Consider the following 17409-nt stretch of genomic DNA (forward strand, 5'->3'; position numbering starts at 1 on the left):
TGATCGAGTTGGCAGTGCCATACGCCATTGAAGGTTCAATGAAGCTTCCATGATGGAGGGGCTCATGCCGTCGACCTCACGCCCGCTGCGCAAGCTGGGCTTCCTCACCATCGGGCTCTTCGACGAGGCGGATCCGCGCCGGGGCCACGAGTCCACGCTGGAGATCATCGAGCTGGGCGAACGACTCGGCTTCGACAGCGCGTGGCTCCGCCACCGTCATCTCCAGTACGGCATCTCCTCCCCCGTCGCCGTCCTGGCGGCGGCCTCGCAGCGCACCCGCCGCATCGAACTCGGCACCGCCGTCATCCCGCTCGGCTGGGAGAACCCGCTGCGGCTGGCGGAGGATCTGGCGACGGTCGACCTCCTGTCCGGCGGCCGACTCAACCCGGGCGTGAGCGTGGGCCCGCCGATGCACTACGACCGGGTCAAGGAGGCCCTCCACCCGGACACGGCCGACGCCGAGGACTTCGGGTACGAGCGGGTGCGACGGCTGCTGGACTTCGTGCGGGGGAAACCGGTCACGGACTTCAGCGGGGTCGAGGGGTTCGAGGTGTTCTCGGATCGGGTGCAGCCGCATGCCCCCGGCCTGGGCAGCCGTATGTGGTACGGCGGCGGCAGCCTGCGTTCCGCCCAGTGGGCCGGGGAGCACCGGATGAACTTCCTGACCAGCAGCGTCGTCAAGGCGGAGGGGCCCGAGGACACGACGGCGGCACCGGACTTCGCGCAGATCCAGCTCTCCCACATCCGCGCCTTCCGCTCCCGCCATCCCGACGGCGAGAACGCCCGCGTCTCCCAGGGGCTCGTCGTCATCCCCACCGACTCCGCCACGCCGAAGCAGCGTGCGAAGTACGAGGAGTACGTCGCCAAGCGCGCCCCGCGGACCACGTCACCGCAAGGCCCGGCCCGGCTGTTGTTCGCGCCGGACCTGGTCGGCAGTTCGCAGGAGATCGCCGAACGCCTCCGCGCCCACGCCGCGTTCCGCGAGGTGGACGAGGTGGCGTTCGCGCTGCCCTTCACCTTCGAGCACGAGGATTATGTGCAGATCCTCACCGACCTCGCCGGCCGGCTCGGGCCTGCGCTGGGGTGGCGCCCGGGACGATGACCCGGTCGAGCAGGTGCAGCGGGGCGGGCCGGATGCCGGCGGCCTCCGCCGCGTCCCAGTGGGCCAGTGCACGGGGCAGGTCGACAAGACCGTGGGTCAATGGCAGATCGCTCCGCGGCCGACCGGCAGCCCTGAGGTGGGAGTGGAGCAGCGACTCCAGCCGGCATGAGGCCATGGTTGCCGGAATCCCGGGCCGCAGGGCGAAGCCCGCGCTCGCCACGGCCGGCAGGTCCTGGCTCAGCCGCGTCTTCGTGGAGTCGAGGGCCAGCAGGCCGCCGCCAATGACCAGCACGTCCTGGTCACGGCTCATCCGGTCCAGTGCCCTCCCGGTGTCGAAGCAGTGCGGGAAGGAGTCGTCGACCACGATCGTGCCGGGGCGGAGCCGGTCGACGTCCAGCAGGGTCGACGCGCCGCTGACGGCGGTGACGATCACGTCGGCCTCGTAGACCTCCGCGGGCAGCGTCGACCCGGACTCCACAACCTGGACCGGCATCGCCGGAGGCGGATACTCGGACGCCAGGTCCGCTGCCAGCCGTTCGAGTCGCGGGGTGCTGCCGGGCAGGTCGCACAGCAGCAGTCGGGCCGGTGGCCCGGATGCCGTCGCGAGCAGCAGTCGTAGGGACGAGGTGCCGATCGAGCCGCATCCGACGACGGCGAGGGAGAGATCGTCGAGGTGACGGTCGGTCGACGCGAGCGCGGAGTGGACGGTCTTGACCACGGCGACGGTCGTCGACGCGTGGCCGGTGGTGATCTCCGCGCCGGTCGTGGTCTCCCGCAGGACGTCGTAGCCGTAGCCGGTGAGCGACGGGATCATGCCCGCCAGCGAGACGCAGCGGGCGCCGAGTGAGGCGGCGTGCTCGACGGCGCGGGCGGTGCGGGCCGCCAGGTCACCGGCCGGGGCCAGTTCGTCGGCGAAGAGCGGGAGGGCGACGAAGCCGGAGTTCCCCAGCGGGGTACCGGTCTCCTCCAGCAGGCGGGCACGGCCGTCCGGGAACAGGAGCGCCCGGATCTCCTCGCGCCCGAGGCCGGGGCTGTCGTGCGGCAGTCCGGCGAGGGCGGCGAGGTGGTGGGGCGCGGGCAGGTAACCGACGAGCGCGGCGTCGAGATGGGGGCGCCGGCGGCGGCCCTCGCGGGCGGGGGCGGGATCGCCCAGCGCCTCCCGCATCTGCTTCCGCATCTCCTCTGCGAGCCCGGTGACTTCGCCCGGTGTGAGCGCCGCCGCCGCGGCCCGCACAGTGATGCGCAGGCCTTCACCGTCCGCCAACGGCCGCACGGCGAGGAACACATCGGTGCCCACCGGCGGCGGTGCGAGGGAGGTGTCGGACTCGTCGGCGTGCAGGGTCAGGCCGGCGCCGCCCTCCTCGGTGCCAAGAGAAGTGAAGTCGAGGAAGGTGAAGAAGAACTGGGCGTGGCACGGCAGTCCGGTCGCCGTGCGCACGTCGCTGGGTCCTTCGGCCCTGGCCAGGTCCGTCTCCGCGGCAAGGCGCCGCAAGTCGTCGGCGAAGGCCGGTTGATCGACTCCAGTGCCTCCGGTGAGGCCCGGGCGCAGCGCCACCGCTTCCGCGAACGGGCCGAACAGCCGGTGTGCGTCCGGCGTGGACTCCTCGCGTCCGGTGACGGCGAGGCCGAGCGTCAGGTCGCGCTGTCCGGTGAGTTCGGCGAGGGCGCGGTAGTACGCGGTGAGCAGCGGTGCGTACAGGGTGCGGTGTGCTGCTCGGGCGAGTCGGCGCAGCCCCCCGGTCGTGGCGGCGTCCAGGGTGAAACCCGTGGTGTGGAAAGCCGGTTGGGTATCGGGGGCCTGCTGGGCAGCCGGTCGGCGCAGCGCGGGCGGTGTGTAGGGCGCGCGGAGGCGGGTGCGGTACTCCTCGGCCTCGGGTCCGTCCGGTCGTGGGCGCGCGGCGGACCGGGCCACGTGGTCGCGGAAGGTGCTGTCGAGCGGTGGCAGGCCGTGCGGGAGCCCGCGGTCGAGGCGGTCGTAGACGGTGAGCAGTTCACCGGCGAGGAGCGCGGCGCTGAAGCCGTCGCCGATGAGGTGGTGTGCGTGGACGACGAGCACGTGCTCACCGGGTGCCACTGTGAACAGCCGCAGCCGCAGCAACGGCCAGGCCCAGGGCTCCAGTCGGCGCCCGGCCTCCTCGTCGATCCGCTGCTCCAGCAGGTCGGGGTGCGCGAGGGTCTCCGTCTCCACGGGCAGGCGCAACGAGTCCGGCAGCTCCTGCTGAACCGGCGGACGGGCGCCCGCGGGGAAGACGGTCCGCAGCATCGGATGCCGGGCGACCAGAACGTCGACCGCGCGCTGGAAGACGTCGTGGCGCAGCGGTCCGCGCACCCGGAACCGGGCGAGCCAGCCGGAGCCCGCCCCCGGGTCGATGGTCTCGGCGAGCAGGAATCCACGCTGGGACGGCGTGAGGGGATAGGGGCCGGCGAGCTGCGGGGGCGCGGAGGCCGGAGTCGCATCGGGCGACGGATCGGGGACGGGAGTGTTGGCCGAGGCATCCAGAGCCGCCGCAAGGGCGCTCAGCGTGCGGTGGGTGTAGACCGTCGTCGGCCGCGGAACCGCGGGGAGTTGCTCGCGCAGGCGGGCGAAGAGTTCCAGCACCATGATGGAGTCACCGCCGAGTTCGAAGAAGTCGTCCTCGCGGGTCACCTCCGGTACGTCCAGCAGGGCCGACCAGATGCTCGCAACGGTGTGCTCGGTCGGGGTGGCGGGCGGGGTTGCGGGCTCGGCACCGTGATCGTCGACCGCGCCGGCGACATCCGTGCTCGTCGTCCCCTCGTTCTCGCGCGCCAGCCGGTTGCGGTCGACCTTGCCGGTGCCGGTCAGGGGCATCACGGGGAGCGTGCGGATGCGTCCGGGCAGCATGTACGGCGGCAGGACACGGGACAGGAACGAGCGCACCGCGCGTGCGTCCGGCTCGGCGGTACCGGACCGGGGTTCGAGGTACGCCACCAGGCGTCCGTCGCGCAGCAGCACGGCCGCGCGGGCGACGTCCGGGTGGGCGAGCAGCGCGGCCTCGACCTCGCCGAGCTCCACACGGTGGCCGCGGACCTTGACCTGGTCGTCGAGGCGGCCGAGGAACTCCAGCACCCCGTCAGCGGTCCGGCGGACCCGGTCGCCGCTGCGGTACCAGCGGCGCCCCTCGCGCTCGACGAAGGCCCGCGCGGTGAGCTGCGGCTCGCCGAGGTATCCGGCTGTCAGACCTGTTCCGGCGATGAGCAGTTCACCGGCCTCGCCGGGGGCGCAGGGACGGCCGTCCTCGGTGACGACGGCCAGCTCCGCCCCCGCGACAGGCCGACCGATGGGCAACTGCCGTACGTCGTCGGCCGGGCGGGCGTCGATGACGTGGCAGGTGGCGTTGATGGTGGACTCGGTGGGCCCGTACAGGTTGGAGATCCTGTGCTCCGGGCCCCCGCAGCCGTCGAGCAGGTCGAACCAGCGGCGTACGTGGGCCGCGGGCAGCGCCTCGCCGCCGACGTGGACCCAGCGCAGTGCCGACAGGTCCGGGGGCGTCCCGTCCTGCCTCGCGCGGGTCTCGGCGGCGGTCAGCAGTCGCTCCCACAGCGTCGGCACCGAACTCCACACCGTGATCCGGTCGTTGACGATCCGGTCCAGCAGTGCGTCGGGGTCGCGGAGGAGGTCGCGGGTCAGGGTGTGGACGGTGGCGCCGACGAGCAGCGGTGCCAGCAACTGGCGTACGGAGGCGTCGAAGCAGACGGACGCCGTCTGCACGAGGCGATCTCCGGGTCGGTAACCGAACGTGGCCAGTGACCAGTCCAGGTAGTTGAGCATGGACCGGTGGGTGATCGGGACGGCCTTGGGGCGGCCCGTGGAACCCGATGTGAAGATGACGTAGGCGGTGGCGTCCGGGTCGGCGGGTGGCGGCGCGTCCGGAGTCGGCGCGGCCGGGGGCGGTGCGTCTGCGGCCACGGGTGTGATGCCGTCCAGCGCGGCGACGGCTTCCCGCGTCGCGCTGTGGCAGACCACTGCGCCGATCCCGGTGCGCTTCACCTGGTCCCGCAGTCGGGCCACGGGGTGGGTCGCGTCCATGGGCACCCAACCGGCGCCTGCCCGCAGGATGCCCACGACGCCGACGACCGTGTCCGGGCCCGGCTCGGTGAGCAGGCCGACCAGGTCGCCGGGGCACACGCCACTGGCGCGCAGCCGGTCCGCGAGGGCGACGGTGGCGGCGTCGAGTTCGGCGTAGGTGAGCGTGGTACGGCCGGTGTCCACCGCGATGGCTCGGGGTGTCGCCCGGAACTGAGCGCACAGTCGGCCGACGATCCCGGCGTCGCTGTCGTGCCGCTGGGCAGGGATCAACTGGCCCGCCGCGGCCCGCAGTTCCTCCAGGTACTCCCCCGCGAGGCGCTCGACGGTCTCACGCCTGAAGAGCTGGGCCGGGTGGTTCCAGGAGAGGCGCAGGGTCGCGTCCGATTCCCAGCACAGCAGGCCGAGCCTGGTCGCGGCGGAAGCGGTGGCCGCCGCGGTCGGGGTCACGGTGACCGGCCAGTCCTGGCCGTGGCTCACCGGGAAGCGGGCGAAGCTGAACCCGGCCGGGGCGACCGTGCGCGGGGCGGGGCCGGTGGTGGGCAGCAGCGCGGCGATGTCGGGGCTGGCTAGCGTCGCGTGGGACTCCGCGTCGCGCCAGATCCGCTGCAACCGCCGGGCCAGTACGGTCACGGGTTCGGCGGGGTCGATTGCGGCGAACACCGGCAGGGTGTCGGCGAGCGGGCCCACGAGACGGTCGATCCCGGGCAGGGCCGCCTCGCGGCGGGCACGCGCCACGTTCACGGCGACGGCCGCCTGTCCGCTCCAGCGGGCGAGGCAGCGGCCGTACACCGCGAGGAGCAGATGGAAGAGGGAGACTTCGTGGCGGGCGGCCACCTCCCGCAGCGCCGCCGTGAGTGAGGCGCCGACGGTCGTCTGGTGGTGGGTGAGCGGCGGCGCCGGGAGGGCTTCCGGGTCACCGTCGTAGGGCAGCGTCATCGGCTCGACTGCCGCTGTGTGCTCGGCGATGCGGTCGGTCCAGTACCGCTGGTCCCGGGCGAAGGCAGGTGACCGGCGGTCGGCGGTGACCAGGGCGGCGTAGTCCGCGAACTCGGCGCGCGGGGCGGGGAGTTCGAGAGGGTGACCGTGCGCGAGCGCGGTGTAGAGCGACCACAGCTCCTCGCACAGGACCTTGAGGCTGAAGCCGTCGGCGGCGCTGTGGTGCACGACCAGCAGAAGGTGGGCGAGGTGCTCGTCCCGGCGGTCGCGGACGAGGACGGCACGCGCCGGATCCTCGGCGGTCAGGTCGAATGGACGGTTGTACAGCCGCTGTTCGAGGTCGGGCAGGGACGGCGCGGAGTCGTCCGGCTCGTGCACCTCGTACCAGCGGGGTGCGCGGTCGGTGGGCTCGACGGGCGCGGTGTACTGGCGCGGCGGTGTGCCGTCTCCCGTGATCCGCAGACGCAACATGGGCTGGCGGGCGGCGAGTTGGGCGAGGGCTCGGCCGAGGAGGGCGGGGTCGAGAGGGCCGCGGACGGTCTGGCGTATGTAGCCGTAGGAGGTGATGCCTTCGTACAGCTCCTCGGTGGTGAGGAAGGCGCGCTGAAGCTGCGTGAGGGGTTGCGGGGTGTCGTCGTGGCCGCGGTTCACGGTGACGGGCGCGTGGGAGGCTTGCGGGCTCTGCACGCCGAGGTGGGCGGTGAGTTCGCCGACCGTGCGGTACTCGAAGAGCAGGGTCGCGGGCAGGGGGAGTCCGAGTTCCCTCTCCAGGCGGCGGGCGAGGTCGACAGCGGTGAGCGAGTCCAGGCCGAGGCTGAGGAACTGCTCGTCGTCGCCGATGTCCTCCGGGGCGCGGTGCAAGGCCTCGGCCAGCAGGCTGCGTATCAGGTCGGTGGTGCGGGCCGGGTCGGATACGGCGGGGGCGCCGGCCGACGACGAAGGGGCGGCGGCAGGCGAGCTGTCGGCCTGGGACGGACGGGTCGCGGCCGGCGGCCGGCCCGGAGCGGCGGCCGCTGGGGGCTGCGTCGGGCTCACCAGCAGGTGCGCGGCACCGGTGGCGACGGCCGTCCGCAGTCCGGTGATCGCGGCCCGCGTGGTCATGGAACTCAGTCCGCGGGCGCGCAGCCGCGCCTCGGCCGGTGACCCGGCGGCCAGTCCCGCGTCCGCCACCGGCCCGAACCCGACCGCCAGCCAGGGCCGGCCCGCCGCGCGCTCGGCGGCGGCGAAGGCGTCGAGGAAGGCATTGGCGGCCGCGTAGTCGCCGAGCGCGCCTGCCAGGCCGGGCAGTACCGAGGAGACGGAGGAGAAGGCGACGCTCACGGCCGGTTCCCGGCCGTGGCGGCGCAGGGCCTCGGCGAGCAGCAGCGTGCCGCGCACCTTCGCGGCGAGCGTCTGCTCGATCTCCGCGTCGGTCTTGGAGCGGAGGGTGCCGGGCCGGACCGTACCGGCGGCGTGGAACACCCCGTCCAACGGGGGCAGCGAGGCGAACAGCGCGTCGATGTCGGCCGCGTGGGAGACATCCGCCGCGTGGTACCGGGCCCGGGCGCCCTGGGCACGGAGATCGGCGAGCAGGTCGACGGGGACGGTCCGGGAGCGTCCGGTCAGGATCAGTTCGCCTGCGCCGCGGGCGGCGAGGTCGCGTGCGAGGGCGGAACCGAGCCCTCCGGCTCCCCCGGTGATCAGGTACGTACCGTCCGGTGGCAGGTCCTCGCGCGCCGTGGATACGTCCGTCGCGTGGGCCGGTGCACGGCTGACCCTGCGCCCGGAGCGCCAGGCGACCGCGCCCTCGGCGCCGGGCTCGTGGGCGGAGTACAGCTCACGTTCCAGGGCGTCGACCCGGGCGTGGAGGGGGTCGCGGGAGGACAGGTCGACGCTGCGGGCGGCGAGCCCGGGGTGTTCCTCCGGGAGTGCGAGGGCGAAGCCGTGCAGGAGTGCCTGCGTCGGGCGCGCCGACTCCTGCGACATGCCGGTGACGTACGCGTCCTCGGTGGCGATCAGGAGGCGGGTGCAGTCGGTGGAGAGCAGGTCCAGTACGTGGCGCAATGAGGAAATGGCCGTACCCGGGGCTTGCGAGCCTGCGTCGCCGGTGCCGGCCTCTTCTCCCAGCAACACCAGGGTGTCCGCCGTCGCTTCGGTCGGCCCGTGCGCCCTCAGCACCGTCACTCCACGGTCGGTGAGCCGCTCGGCGAGGGCCCGGCCGAGCGCCTGGTCGCTGCCGATCAGCCGCACGACGCGTGGGCCGGCCGCAGGCGTGAGCGGTGCGTCCCTCCAGTCGAGGCGCTGCACCGCGGGCGCCGCGTCGGGCGTGCGCGGCCAGTAACGGGTGCGCTGGAACGGGTACGTCGGCACCGGCACCGCAGAACGGTTGCCGGCCCGGGTCGTCCGGCCCGGAGCAGTGCGGTTCAGGGCAGCGCCGCGCGACCACAGTCGGCCCGCCGTCTCCAGCAGCGTCCGCGCAGCGGAGGAGTCCGCGTCGCGGCCGGGGGCTGACGGGAGCCCTGTCGTCGACGCCGAGACGTCCGCGGCATGCTGCGCCCTCGCGACGGCGCGGACGGCCCCGACCAGGGTGTTCCCTGGGCCGAGCTCCAAGAAGGTGTCGTACCCCTCCTCCAGCAGCCGCCCCACCGCCGCACCGAACCGCACCGACTGGACGGCATGCGCCTGCCAGTAGGCGGGCGTGAGGTCGGGTCGCCAGTCGCCGGTGACCGTGCTCAGCATCGGTACGGTCGCCGGCTTGACCGTCAGTGCCTTCGCGGCGTCCTTCAGCGGATCGAGGACAGGCTCCAGCAGCGGTGAGTGGAAGGCGTGGGAGACACGGAGCCGGCGTGCGGCCACGCCTCGGCTCCTCAGTTCCGCGAGGGCATGGTCGACGGCGTCCTCGGCGCCCGAAATCACCACCTGATCGGGCCCGTTGACGGCGGCGACGCTCAGCGAGCCGCCGGATGCGGCGACGAGCTCGGCGACGGTGTCCTCGTCGCCCCTGACCGCGGCCATGGCTCCGGGGAGGGTCCGTTCACCCACCAGCCGCCCGCGCTCCGCGGCGAACCCCACGGCCTCGTCCAGGGTCAGCGAACCCGCGACACACGCCGCCGCGATCTCACCCACGCTGTGCCCTGCCACCGCGTCGGCCGACAGTCCCCATTCCGCCAACTGCCGGGCCAGGCCGACCCCGAACGCGACGAGCAGCGGCTGGGCCACCTCCGTCCTGGCCAACTCCTCGGGATCCGTACGGGGATCGAGGCACCACTCGGCGAGCGAGCGCCCTTGTACGGGGCCCGTCAGCGAGGAGGCCTCGTCCAGGACGTCCCGGAACGCCGGAGACGATCGGTACAGTGCACGTCCTTGGCCGGGCCGCTGTGCACCCTGGCCCGGTAGGAGGAACACCGTCCGAGGGCGGGACCGGGCGACGGTGAAGTCCGCTGCGCGGGCCGAGTCGAGGCGTTCCGCGAGGTCGCCGTCCGCGACCACGGCGAGCCGGTGGGGACCGTCGTCGCGCGCGGTGTTCACGGCGGCGCAGATGTCCGCCTCGTGCCGGTCCGGATTCGCGCGCACATAGGCGGCCAGATCGGTGGCCGCAGCGTGCAGTGCGTCGACGCTGCGGGCCGACAGCGTGAGCAGGTTCGGACCGTCGGCGGCGGGGCTCGCGGAGGAGGTCCGCCTGGGCGCCTCCTGCAGGACGGCGTGCGCGTTGGTGCCGCCGAAGCCGAAGGCGTTGACGCCCGCGATCAGGGGCCCTGGGGCGCGCAATTCCCGCTGCTCGGTGACGAGTTCGAAGCCGGGTGCGACGCGTTGCAGGTACGGCGCGGGCGCAGTGGTGTTCGGGGAGGGCGGGATCTGGCGGTGCTGGAGCGCCAGAACCGTCTTGACCAGGCCCGGCATGCCGGCGGCGTTCAGCAGGTGACCGATGTTCGCCTTGACCGAGCCGAGCAGGCGGGGCAGCCCGTCCGCGCGGGGCGGAAACGCGTGCCCGAGCGACTGCGCCTCGACGGGATCGCCGACCGGAGTGCCGGTTCCGTGCGCCTCGACGTACGACACCGCTGCGGGGTCGATGCCGCACTCGTCGTACGCCTGCGTGATGACCTCGCGCTGGGTGCGCGGGTTCGGAGCGAGCAGGCTCAGCGACCTGCCGTCGTTGTTGACCGCCGTGCCACGCACCAGGGCGAGGACGGGATCCCCCGCCCGCTGCGCGTCGTCCAGGCGGGCGAGGACGAGGGCCGCTCCGCCTTCTCCGGGCACGATTCCGTCCGCGGTGGCGCCGAAGGGGCGGCTACCGCCGGTCGGGGAGAGCGCACCAGCGCGTTCGAGCAGTCGATGACCGGTCGAGGTGAGGGCGAGTTGGACACCCCCGACGACGGCGATGTCGCACTCGCCGCTCTGGAGACTGCGCCGGGCCAGGTGGAGTGCCACGAGGGCCGAGGAGCATGCGGTGTCCACCGCCAGGGCGGGGCCGTCGAGGTCGAGTGCCTGGGAGAGGCGGGCGGCGATCAGGTTGGGCAGGTTGCCGGTGAGCGCGCCGGCATGGGCGGCCAGGTCGCCGCGCGTGGCGGCGGCCAGGATCTCGCGGTAGCCGCTGTCGCCGGTGGCGGCGAACACGCCGACCTTGCGGCCGGTCCGCCGCGGCCCCGCGTAGCCGGCGCGTTCCAGGGCCTCGTGGGCCAGTTCCAGGAAGACCCGGGCCTGTGGGTCGGTGGCACGGGCCTCCTCGTCGTCCATGCCGAAGCAGACGGCGTCGAAGGCGGCGGGGTCGGAGAGGAAGGAGCCGGAGAAGCGGGGAGCGCCGGGGGCCTTCTCGGTCCCCTCGCCGTGCCCTGCGCCCTCGCCGTCCCCGCCGCTCCCTCCGCCCTCGCCCTCCCAACGGTCCCCGGGCACGGCTGTGACCGTGTCGCGACCGGAAGCGAGCAGTTCCCAGAAGGCCTCCGGCGTGTCCGCTCCGGGGAACCGGCAGGCCATGCCGAGCACCGCCACCGGGCGGTTACGCGCACGATCTCCGTCCGGCTGGTCCCCCGCGCCCTCGGTGGCCGGCTCCCACGCCCGCCTGTCGTCCGTGACCACCCCCGTGCCGGTACCCGACGCTCCGTCACCCTCCGACAGCAGGGCCAGCACATGCCCGGCCAGTGCGGCCACGGTGTCGTGGTCGCGCAGCACGCGAGGCTCCACCGTGACGGAGAACGTGTCCTCGATCCCCGCGAGCACGGCCATCGCCTTGAGGGAGGAGCCTCCGAGGGCGAAGAAGCGGTCGTCCCGGTCGATCGCCGCCGGCGAGAGGTCCAGTGTCCGAGCCCAGACCCCCCGGATCGCTTCCTCGACGTCGCGTTGCGAGCGCGGCACAGGACCACCCTGCGGACCGCGCTCCTGGTCCCGCGCCTCATCCACCGGGGCCCGCCGGGCGTCGCACACCGAGGCCCTGCCGGCCTGACCGGCGGCGCCACCCCGCGCTGCGGACAACCGCCCCTCGACCTCCGCATAGGCACCCGCCTCGAACCGCTCGCGCATCACCGCGCGCCGCAGCTTGCCGCTCGTGGTGCGGGGAAACGCCCCTGGCGGCAGCGGCAACACCTGTACGTCGTCGTGGCCCAGCGCCTCCCGGACCCGGGCCGCCGCCGCGTCGAGCACGGGAAGGGCCGTGGCCAAGGCGGGCCGTGCCCACTGCACGAACACCACGACCCGATCGGCTCCGGTGTCCGGATCGCTGGACCCGATCGCCGCCACCGTCCCTCCAGGCAGTCCCGGGGTGGCGGCGGCGGTCTCCTCCAGGTCGGGGGCGTGGAAGGTTCGGCCGCCGACGAAGACGACGTCCTTGTGCCGACCGGTGACACACAGCCGGCCCTCGTTCAGGAAGCCGAGGTCGCCCGTCCGCAGCCAGCCGCCGTCGAACGCGGCCGCGCTCGCCTCGGGCGCCCGGTGATAACCGCGAGCCAGCTGAGGCCCGCGTACCTCGATGTGACCGACCCGCCGATCGCCGAGCGGCTCGCCGGAATCACCGGTGACACGGACCTCGCAGTCCGGGACGGGACGGCCCACGTCCATCAGTTCGACGGCGTCCGTGGCGGGTTCCGCGGGAACGGCCCGGCCACGGCTGAGCGCCGCCCGGTCCAGGCGCAGGGGCACGGCGGCCTCGCCGAGCGGGGGCACGGTCACCGCGAGCGTGGCCTCGGCCAGCCCGTACACCGGGAGCATTGCCTTGGCGTCCAGTCCTGCCGTCCCCGCCTTCGCGGTGAACTCCCGCCACACGCGCGGCGCGATCGGCTCCGCGCCCACGAGCAGCAGGCGTACGGAGCTCAGGTCCAGTCCGGCCCAGGTGCTGACCGGCACCCGCCGTGCCGCCAGCGCCAGCGCGAAGTTCGCCGCCGACAGCAGGGTCGCCCCGTGCCTGGCCGCCGCCTCCAGCCAGCGGGCCGGGCGCTTGGCGAAGGTCAGCGGTTCCAGTCGTACCTGCTTCAGGCGCGCCGCCATGGGGACGAGGTGGGTGCCGATCAGGCCCATGTCATGGAAGTACGGCATCCAGCCCGCCACCACGTCGTCAGGCGTGATCGCCATGGCGGTACGGATCTGCCGGAGGTTGGCGAGAACGACCTCGTGGGTGAGTTCCACGCCTTTCGGGGCGCCGGTGCTGCCGGAGGAGAACTGGAGGAACGCGAGGTCCTGGGGGCCGCGCCGGGGCAGTGAGCGCAACGGGCCGGCCTCACGCAGCTCGCCCAGTCGCAGCGCGCGCACCGGTCCCGGGATCTCGGCGAGCAGCGCTTCCGTGGTCGCGTCCACGACGACGGCAGGCCTGCCGAGGAACTCCCACACGGGCCCCACCCGACGCGCCTCCGGAGCGAGCGGCACCGGCACGAGGCCCGCCGCCAACGCTCCCCAGAACATCGGCTGGAAGTCCTCGCCGAGACCCGCGAGGAGAGGCACGGCAGTACCGGGCTCCAGTCCCGCCGCGCGCAGACCACCTGCCACGCGCAGGGCGTCGTCGCGGAGCTCGGCGAACGTGACCGTGCGTTCGCTGCCGTCTCCGCGGACGTGGACGACGACCTGCCCGGGGGCCTCGGCGGCGGCGTGCAGCAAGACGTCAAGGAGCGTGTCGGCGGTACGACGCCCGGGAGTCGGCATGCGCTTCCTTCCTCATCGCACGGGACAGGCCCGCGGACGTGCCCGCCCGGGTCCGGTACCCGCGCAGAGCGTTGTCGATCATTCACCTGTACGACGACGAGTCTCGCCGAGCGGTTCACCGGAAAGAATGATCAATTGATGACGCCTGTCCAGCCGAGGACAGCCGTGATGTCCTGCAGGAACGTCGAGACGGGGCCCAGGGTGAGCAACCCGCTGCCCGCTCCGGCCAGTTCGTCCGCCGCCGGCGTGAGGGCGGAGTGGGCGCGTGCCAGGGTCGGCCGGTCGCCGAGGGCCAGGGCCGCTCGGGCCGTGAGACACCACAGGGCCTCCTGGAGGAGGTCGCGGGGTGGTTCGGGGGTGGCGTGGAGGGCCTCGGCGGCCTCGGGGCGGTGGCCTCGGTCGATGAGGAGGAGGGGGCGCGCCCAGGGGGCGTAGGGGCCCCAGTCCGTGTGGTCGTCGAAGCCGAGGGGCTGGGCGTGCCGCACGCGCAGGCACAGCAGCGCGAGCGGCAGCAGGCCTTGGGCGAGGCCCGGCATGCCCGCGCCGTGCAGCAGGGTGGCCGCCTCCTGGTAGGCCACCTCCACCTCCGTCACCGGGGCCCGGCCGGAGGCATCCAGCCGCAGTGCGGCGTACCAGCCGGTGAACACACCCACCAGCGGTGCCTCGTGGCGTACGGCCAGTGCGTCGGCGGCGGCCGCGTGGCGGTCGGCCGTGGTGAAGTCGCCGAGGGCGCTGCGGGCCTGGAGCCGGATCAGGTGGCCGAGGATCTCGAACGTGGCCAGGCCGTGGCGGGTGGCGAGCGCGACCAGTTCCGCACCGATCTCGTCGCGGCGCGGCGCCAGCCCGGTGCTGTCGAAGCACTGCATGAACGCCGCGTTGAGGGCGAACGCCAGCAGCGCCGGATCGTCCAGCCGGCGGGCCATCTCCTCGGCCTGGCGGGCGGCCTGCGGGCCACGGGCACGCGGGGTGCCTCGCGACTCCAGGGCGACCGTGGCCAGCAACCGGGCCTTGGCCGCCTCGTGGCCTTCGGCGGGCAGGACGACAAGGGTGCGTTCGGCGGCGGCGACCACGTGTTCCGCCTGTTCCGGGTCGTCGAGGCGGGTCCAGATCGCCGGGACGTCGTAGGCACCGATGACCCGGGCGGTCAGCTCGGCGTCGCCCAGTTCCTCGGCCGCCGCGATGGCCGCGACCCGATGCTCCCGGGCAGCCAGCAGCCCGTCGCCTCCGGTCACGGCGAGGTTCCGCAGCAGGCCGGTCGTGGATTCCAGTCGGGCGCGGGCGTCGGGGGCGACGGCACGGTCGTAGGCGGCGGCCGCCTGCTCCCAGACCCGGCCGGCGGGGTTGTCGCGCGCCTCGCCGAGGTGGTCGGCCTGGTGGAGGATGTCCGCCTCCAGGGAACGCAGACCGGGCCCCGGGTCGATGCCGAGTTCCTCGGCCAACAGGGCACGCGCCCGACGCAGCACGTCCAGCGCGTCGGCCTGCCGGCCCGTGCGGTACAGCGCCAGGGCCAGCAGGCGCCAGGCGTTCTCCCTCCAAGGGTGCTCGGCCGCGTGCGCCCGAAGGTCCGCGGCGGCGCGGTCGGCCAGGCCGAGGGCCAGCAGCGCCTCGGCACGCAGCTCCACGGCGTGCAGGCGCAGCTCGGTCAGGCGACGGCTCTCGGTCCGGGCCCACTCCTGCTCCGCGAACTCCGCGTAGGCGGGACCACGCCAACAGCCGAGCGCTTCGTCCAGCCGTACGGCCGCCTCCTTGGCCGGCAGCGCACCAGCAGCGGTGACGGAGTCCTCGAACCGCCAGGCGTCCACCGCGTTTTTCGAGGCGCGCAGGGCGTAGCCCGGGCCGTCGGTGACCAGCAGCCGAGCCGGAGTGCGGGGCGGTCGGTCGGGTTCGAGGGCGCGGCGGAGTGCCGCGACGAAGGTGCGTACGGCGCCCACGGCTTCGGCAGGAGGGTCGTCCCTCCAGAGGTCGTCGACCAGGCGGGAGACAGGCACCACATGGCCCTTGGCGACGAGCAGCCGGGCGAGGACCGAGCGGTGTCTCGGGCCCTTCAGGTCGATCGCGTTCCCGTGTGCGTCCCAGGCCGTCACCGGTCCGAGCACACCGAAGGCAGGCCCCACGTCTTCCACCGCCGTCCTCCTCCCCGGGCGCCGCCGCCACGCGTCCGCTCTGCTCATCACCCGCTCATCGGCCGCCGCGAGGATCGAGGAACCCGAATGTTCCCGAAGGGAATCCTCCCCCATCGCATCGAAAGGAGCGGAGCCATGCCACCCGTCATCGCCGGCTTCGATCACCACCGCGTCCCCGTCGCCGACGGCGTGTCCCTGCACACGGCCGTCGGCGGCTCCGGCCCGCCCGTCGTCCTGCTGCACGGCTTCCCGCAGACGCACCTGATGTGGCGCCACGTGGCCGACGACCTCGCCGCCGACCACACGGTGATCTGCCCGGACCTGCGCGGTTACGGCGCCAGCGACAAGCCGGCCGAGACCGACGGCACCGTCTACTCCAAGCGGACCATGGCCGCGGACATCGTTGCTTTGGCCCATGAACTCGGGCACGAGCGTTTCGCGTTGGCCGGGCACGACCGCGGCGCCCTGGTGGCCTTCCGTACCGCGCTCGACCACCCCGACACCGTGACCCGCCTGGCCTGCCTCGACGTCCTGCCGACCCTCGACATGTGGGAGGTCATGCACGGCGTCACCGCCGCCGTCGGCTTCCACCTCTATCTGATGGCCCAGCCGCCCGGCCTGCCCGAGCGCATGATCAGTGCCGCGCCGGACGACTTCTTCGGCCACTTCCTCGACATCTGGACGTCCGACCGGCGGGCCGTGCCGGACGAGGTCCGCACCGCGTACCTGGCGGCCTGCCGCGAGGCCGTGCCCTCGATCGTCGCGGACTACCGGGCCTCGGCCGGCGCCGACATCGAGCACGACCGGGCCGACCGGGCGGCCGGAACCACGCTCCGGATGCCGGTCGATGTGCTCCAGCAGGACTGGGGCGCCGCCCTGGGCTTCGACGCCGCCGCGCTGTGGCGTGCCTGGGCGCCCGATCTGCGGCACACCACGGTCACGTGCGGTCACTTCATGGCCGAGGAGGCGCCCGACGAGATCGTGAAGGCACTGCGCGACCTGGTCGCCCGCTGAGGGCGGTGAGCACGGTGAGCTCACCGGGGGGGCGGTGGCTACCAGCGCCCCCGCTCGGTCCCGGTGATCGGCTCCGACGGTTTGCCGTCCACCCCCACCGGCACGTCACCGGCGAGCATCACCCGGTGCATGGTCCGGGGAGGGTCGAGGTGGGCGTTGTCGCTGGGGGCGAGGTGGATGGTGGCCCGGTTGTCCCAGAAGGCCACGCTGCCGGGCTCCCAGCGGAAGCGGACCGTGTACTCGGGGCGGGTCGCCTGGTCCAGCAGCATCTCCAGGACGGCGGCGCTCTCCGCCCGGGAGAGGTCGGCGATCTGCTCGACGTAGTAGCCGTTGACGTACAGGATCCGCTCCCCCGTCTCGGGGTGGACCCTGACCAGCGGATGCAGGGTGGCCACCTGGTGGTCCAGGAGATGCCGGACGTACGCGTCGTCGCCGGGCCGGGCCTGGTAGCCGACGCCGAGACGATGCTCGGCCCGCAGGCCGTCCACGAACTCCCGCACCGGACCGGACAGACCGGCGTAGGCGGCGGCGAGGTTCGCCCAGGTGGTGTCGCCGCCGTACGGGGGGACGGTCTCGGCGCGCAGGATCGTGGCGGCGGGCGGGTCGACGCGGGCGCCGTGGTCGCAGTGCCAGCCGCGCAGCAGGGTGTGGCGGCGGCGCCGCAGCCACTCGTCGTGCTCCATGCCGAACTTCCCGCCCAGCTCCAGCCGGTCCGCGGTCGTCTCGATCTCAGGGAAGTCCGGCGGTGAGGCGCTCCCCCGCTTGCGCAGCGCGACCGGTTCGCCGAACCGGCGCGCGAACGCCACATGTCCGGCGTGGTCCAGCCGCTGCCCGCGGAAGAACACCACCTTCCAGCGCAGTACGGCCGCCCGGATCGCGGCGACCGCGGCGTGGGTCGGCTCTGCGACCAGGTCGACGCCCGTGATCTCCGCCCCGATGTGCCCGGCGACCGGTTTCACCTCGATCCCCGCGAGCTGCTGCGTCCCGTCCGCTGTGGCCCTGTCCGTCGTCATGCCTGCTCCGTCGGTCGTCCGTCCGCACCGGCCCGGTCCGAGCCGGCCCCAGGAAGATCGTGACAGTGTTCG

General features: G+C 73.7%; 5 protein-coding genes. 2 read left to right on the plus strand and 3 right to left on the minus strand.

What is annotated here, in order from left to right:
• The first annotated feature begins 64 nt into the window (after positions 1 to 64).
• A complete protein-coding gene (locus AB5J55_RS02215) occupies positions 65 to 1102 on the plus strand; it encodes an LLM class flavin-dependent oxidoreductase (protein WP_369268997.1) in 1038 nt (345 codons plus the stop codon).
• On the opposite strand, the gene AB5J55_RS02220 is transcribed toward AB5J55_RS02215, so the two are convergent.
• Together AB5J55_RS02220 and AB5J55_RS02225 are read right to left on the minus strand one after the other, a co-directional pair.
• Positions 1047 to 13187: an amino acid adenylation domain-containing protein gene (locus AB5J55_RS02220; protein ID WP_369268998.1), complete on the minus strand. Its 12141-nt coding sequence runs from the start codon at positions 13185 to 13187 to the stop codon at positions 1047 to 1049. The genes AB5J55_RS02215 and AB5J55_RS02220 overlap by 56 nt on opposite strands.
• A gap of 131 nt (positions 13188 to 13318) precedes the next feature.
• Positions 13319 to 15301, minus strand: a complete 1983-nt coding sequence (locus tag AB5J55_RS02225; RefSeq protein WP_369276061.1) for a BTAD domain-containing putative transcriptional regulator — start codon at positions 15299 to 15301, stop codon at positions 13319 to 13321.
• Between the two features lie 144 nt (positions 15302 to 15445).
• Here AB5J55_RS02225 and AB5J55_RS02230 point away from each other — a divergent pair, with 144 nt between their 5' ends.
• Positions 15446 to 16324 (plus strand): alpha/beta fold hydrolase, encoded by an 879-nt coding sequence (locus tag AB5J55_RS02230; RefSeq protein WP_369268999.1) that lies wholly within the window; start codon positions 15446 to 15448, stop codon positions 16322 to 16324.
• A gap of 38 nt (positions 16325 to 16362) precedes the next feature.
• Here AB5J55_RS02230 and AB5J55_RS02235 read toward each other — a convergent pair whose 3' ends face one another.
• Complete coding sequence (locus AB5J55_RS02235; RefSeq protein ID WP_369269000.1) at positions 16363 to 17337, minus strand: TauD/TfdA dioxygenase family protein; 975 nt, start codon at positions 17335 to 17337, stop codon at positions 16363 to 16365.
• Positions 17338 to 17409: the final 72 nt, after the last annotated feature.

The sequence above is a fragment of the Streptomyces sp. R11 genome (genome assembly GCF_041051905.1).
GTDB lineage: Bacteria > Actinomycetota > Actinomycetes > Streptomycetales > Streptomycetaceae > Streptomyces.

Bases quoted from the DNA above. Each gene is read 5' to 3' on its own strand.
- AB5J55_RS02215 (WP_369268997.1), top strand. From the start codon at position 65: ATGCCGTCGACCTCACGCCCGCTGCGCAAGCTGGGCTTCCTCACCATC.
- AB5J55_RS02220 (WP_369268998.1), bottom strand. From the start codon at position 13,187: ATGCCGACTCCCGGGCGTCGTACCGCCGACACGCTCCTTGACGTCTTG.
- AB5J55_RS02230 (WP_369268999.1), top strand. From the start codon at position 15,446: ATGCCACCCGTCATCGCCGGCTTCGATCACCACCGCGTCCCCGTCGCC.
- AB5J55_RS02235 (WP_369269000.1), bottom strand. From the start codon at position 17,337: ATGACGACGGACAGGGCCACAGCGGACGGGACGCAGCAGCTCGCGGGG.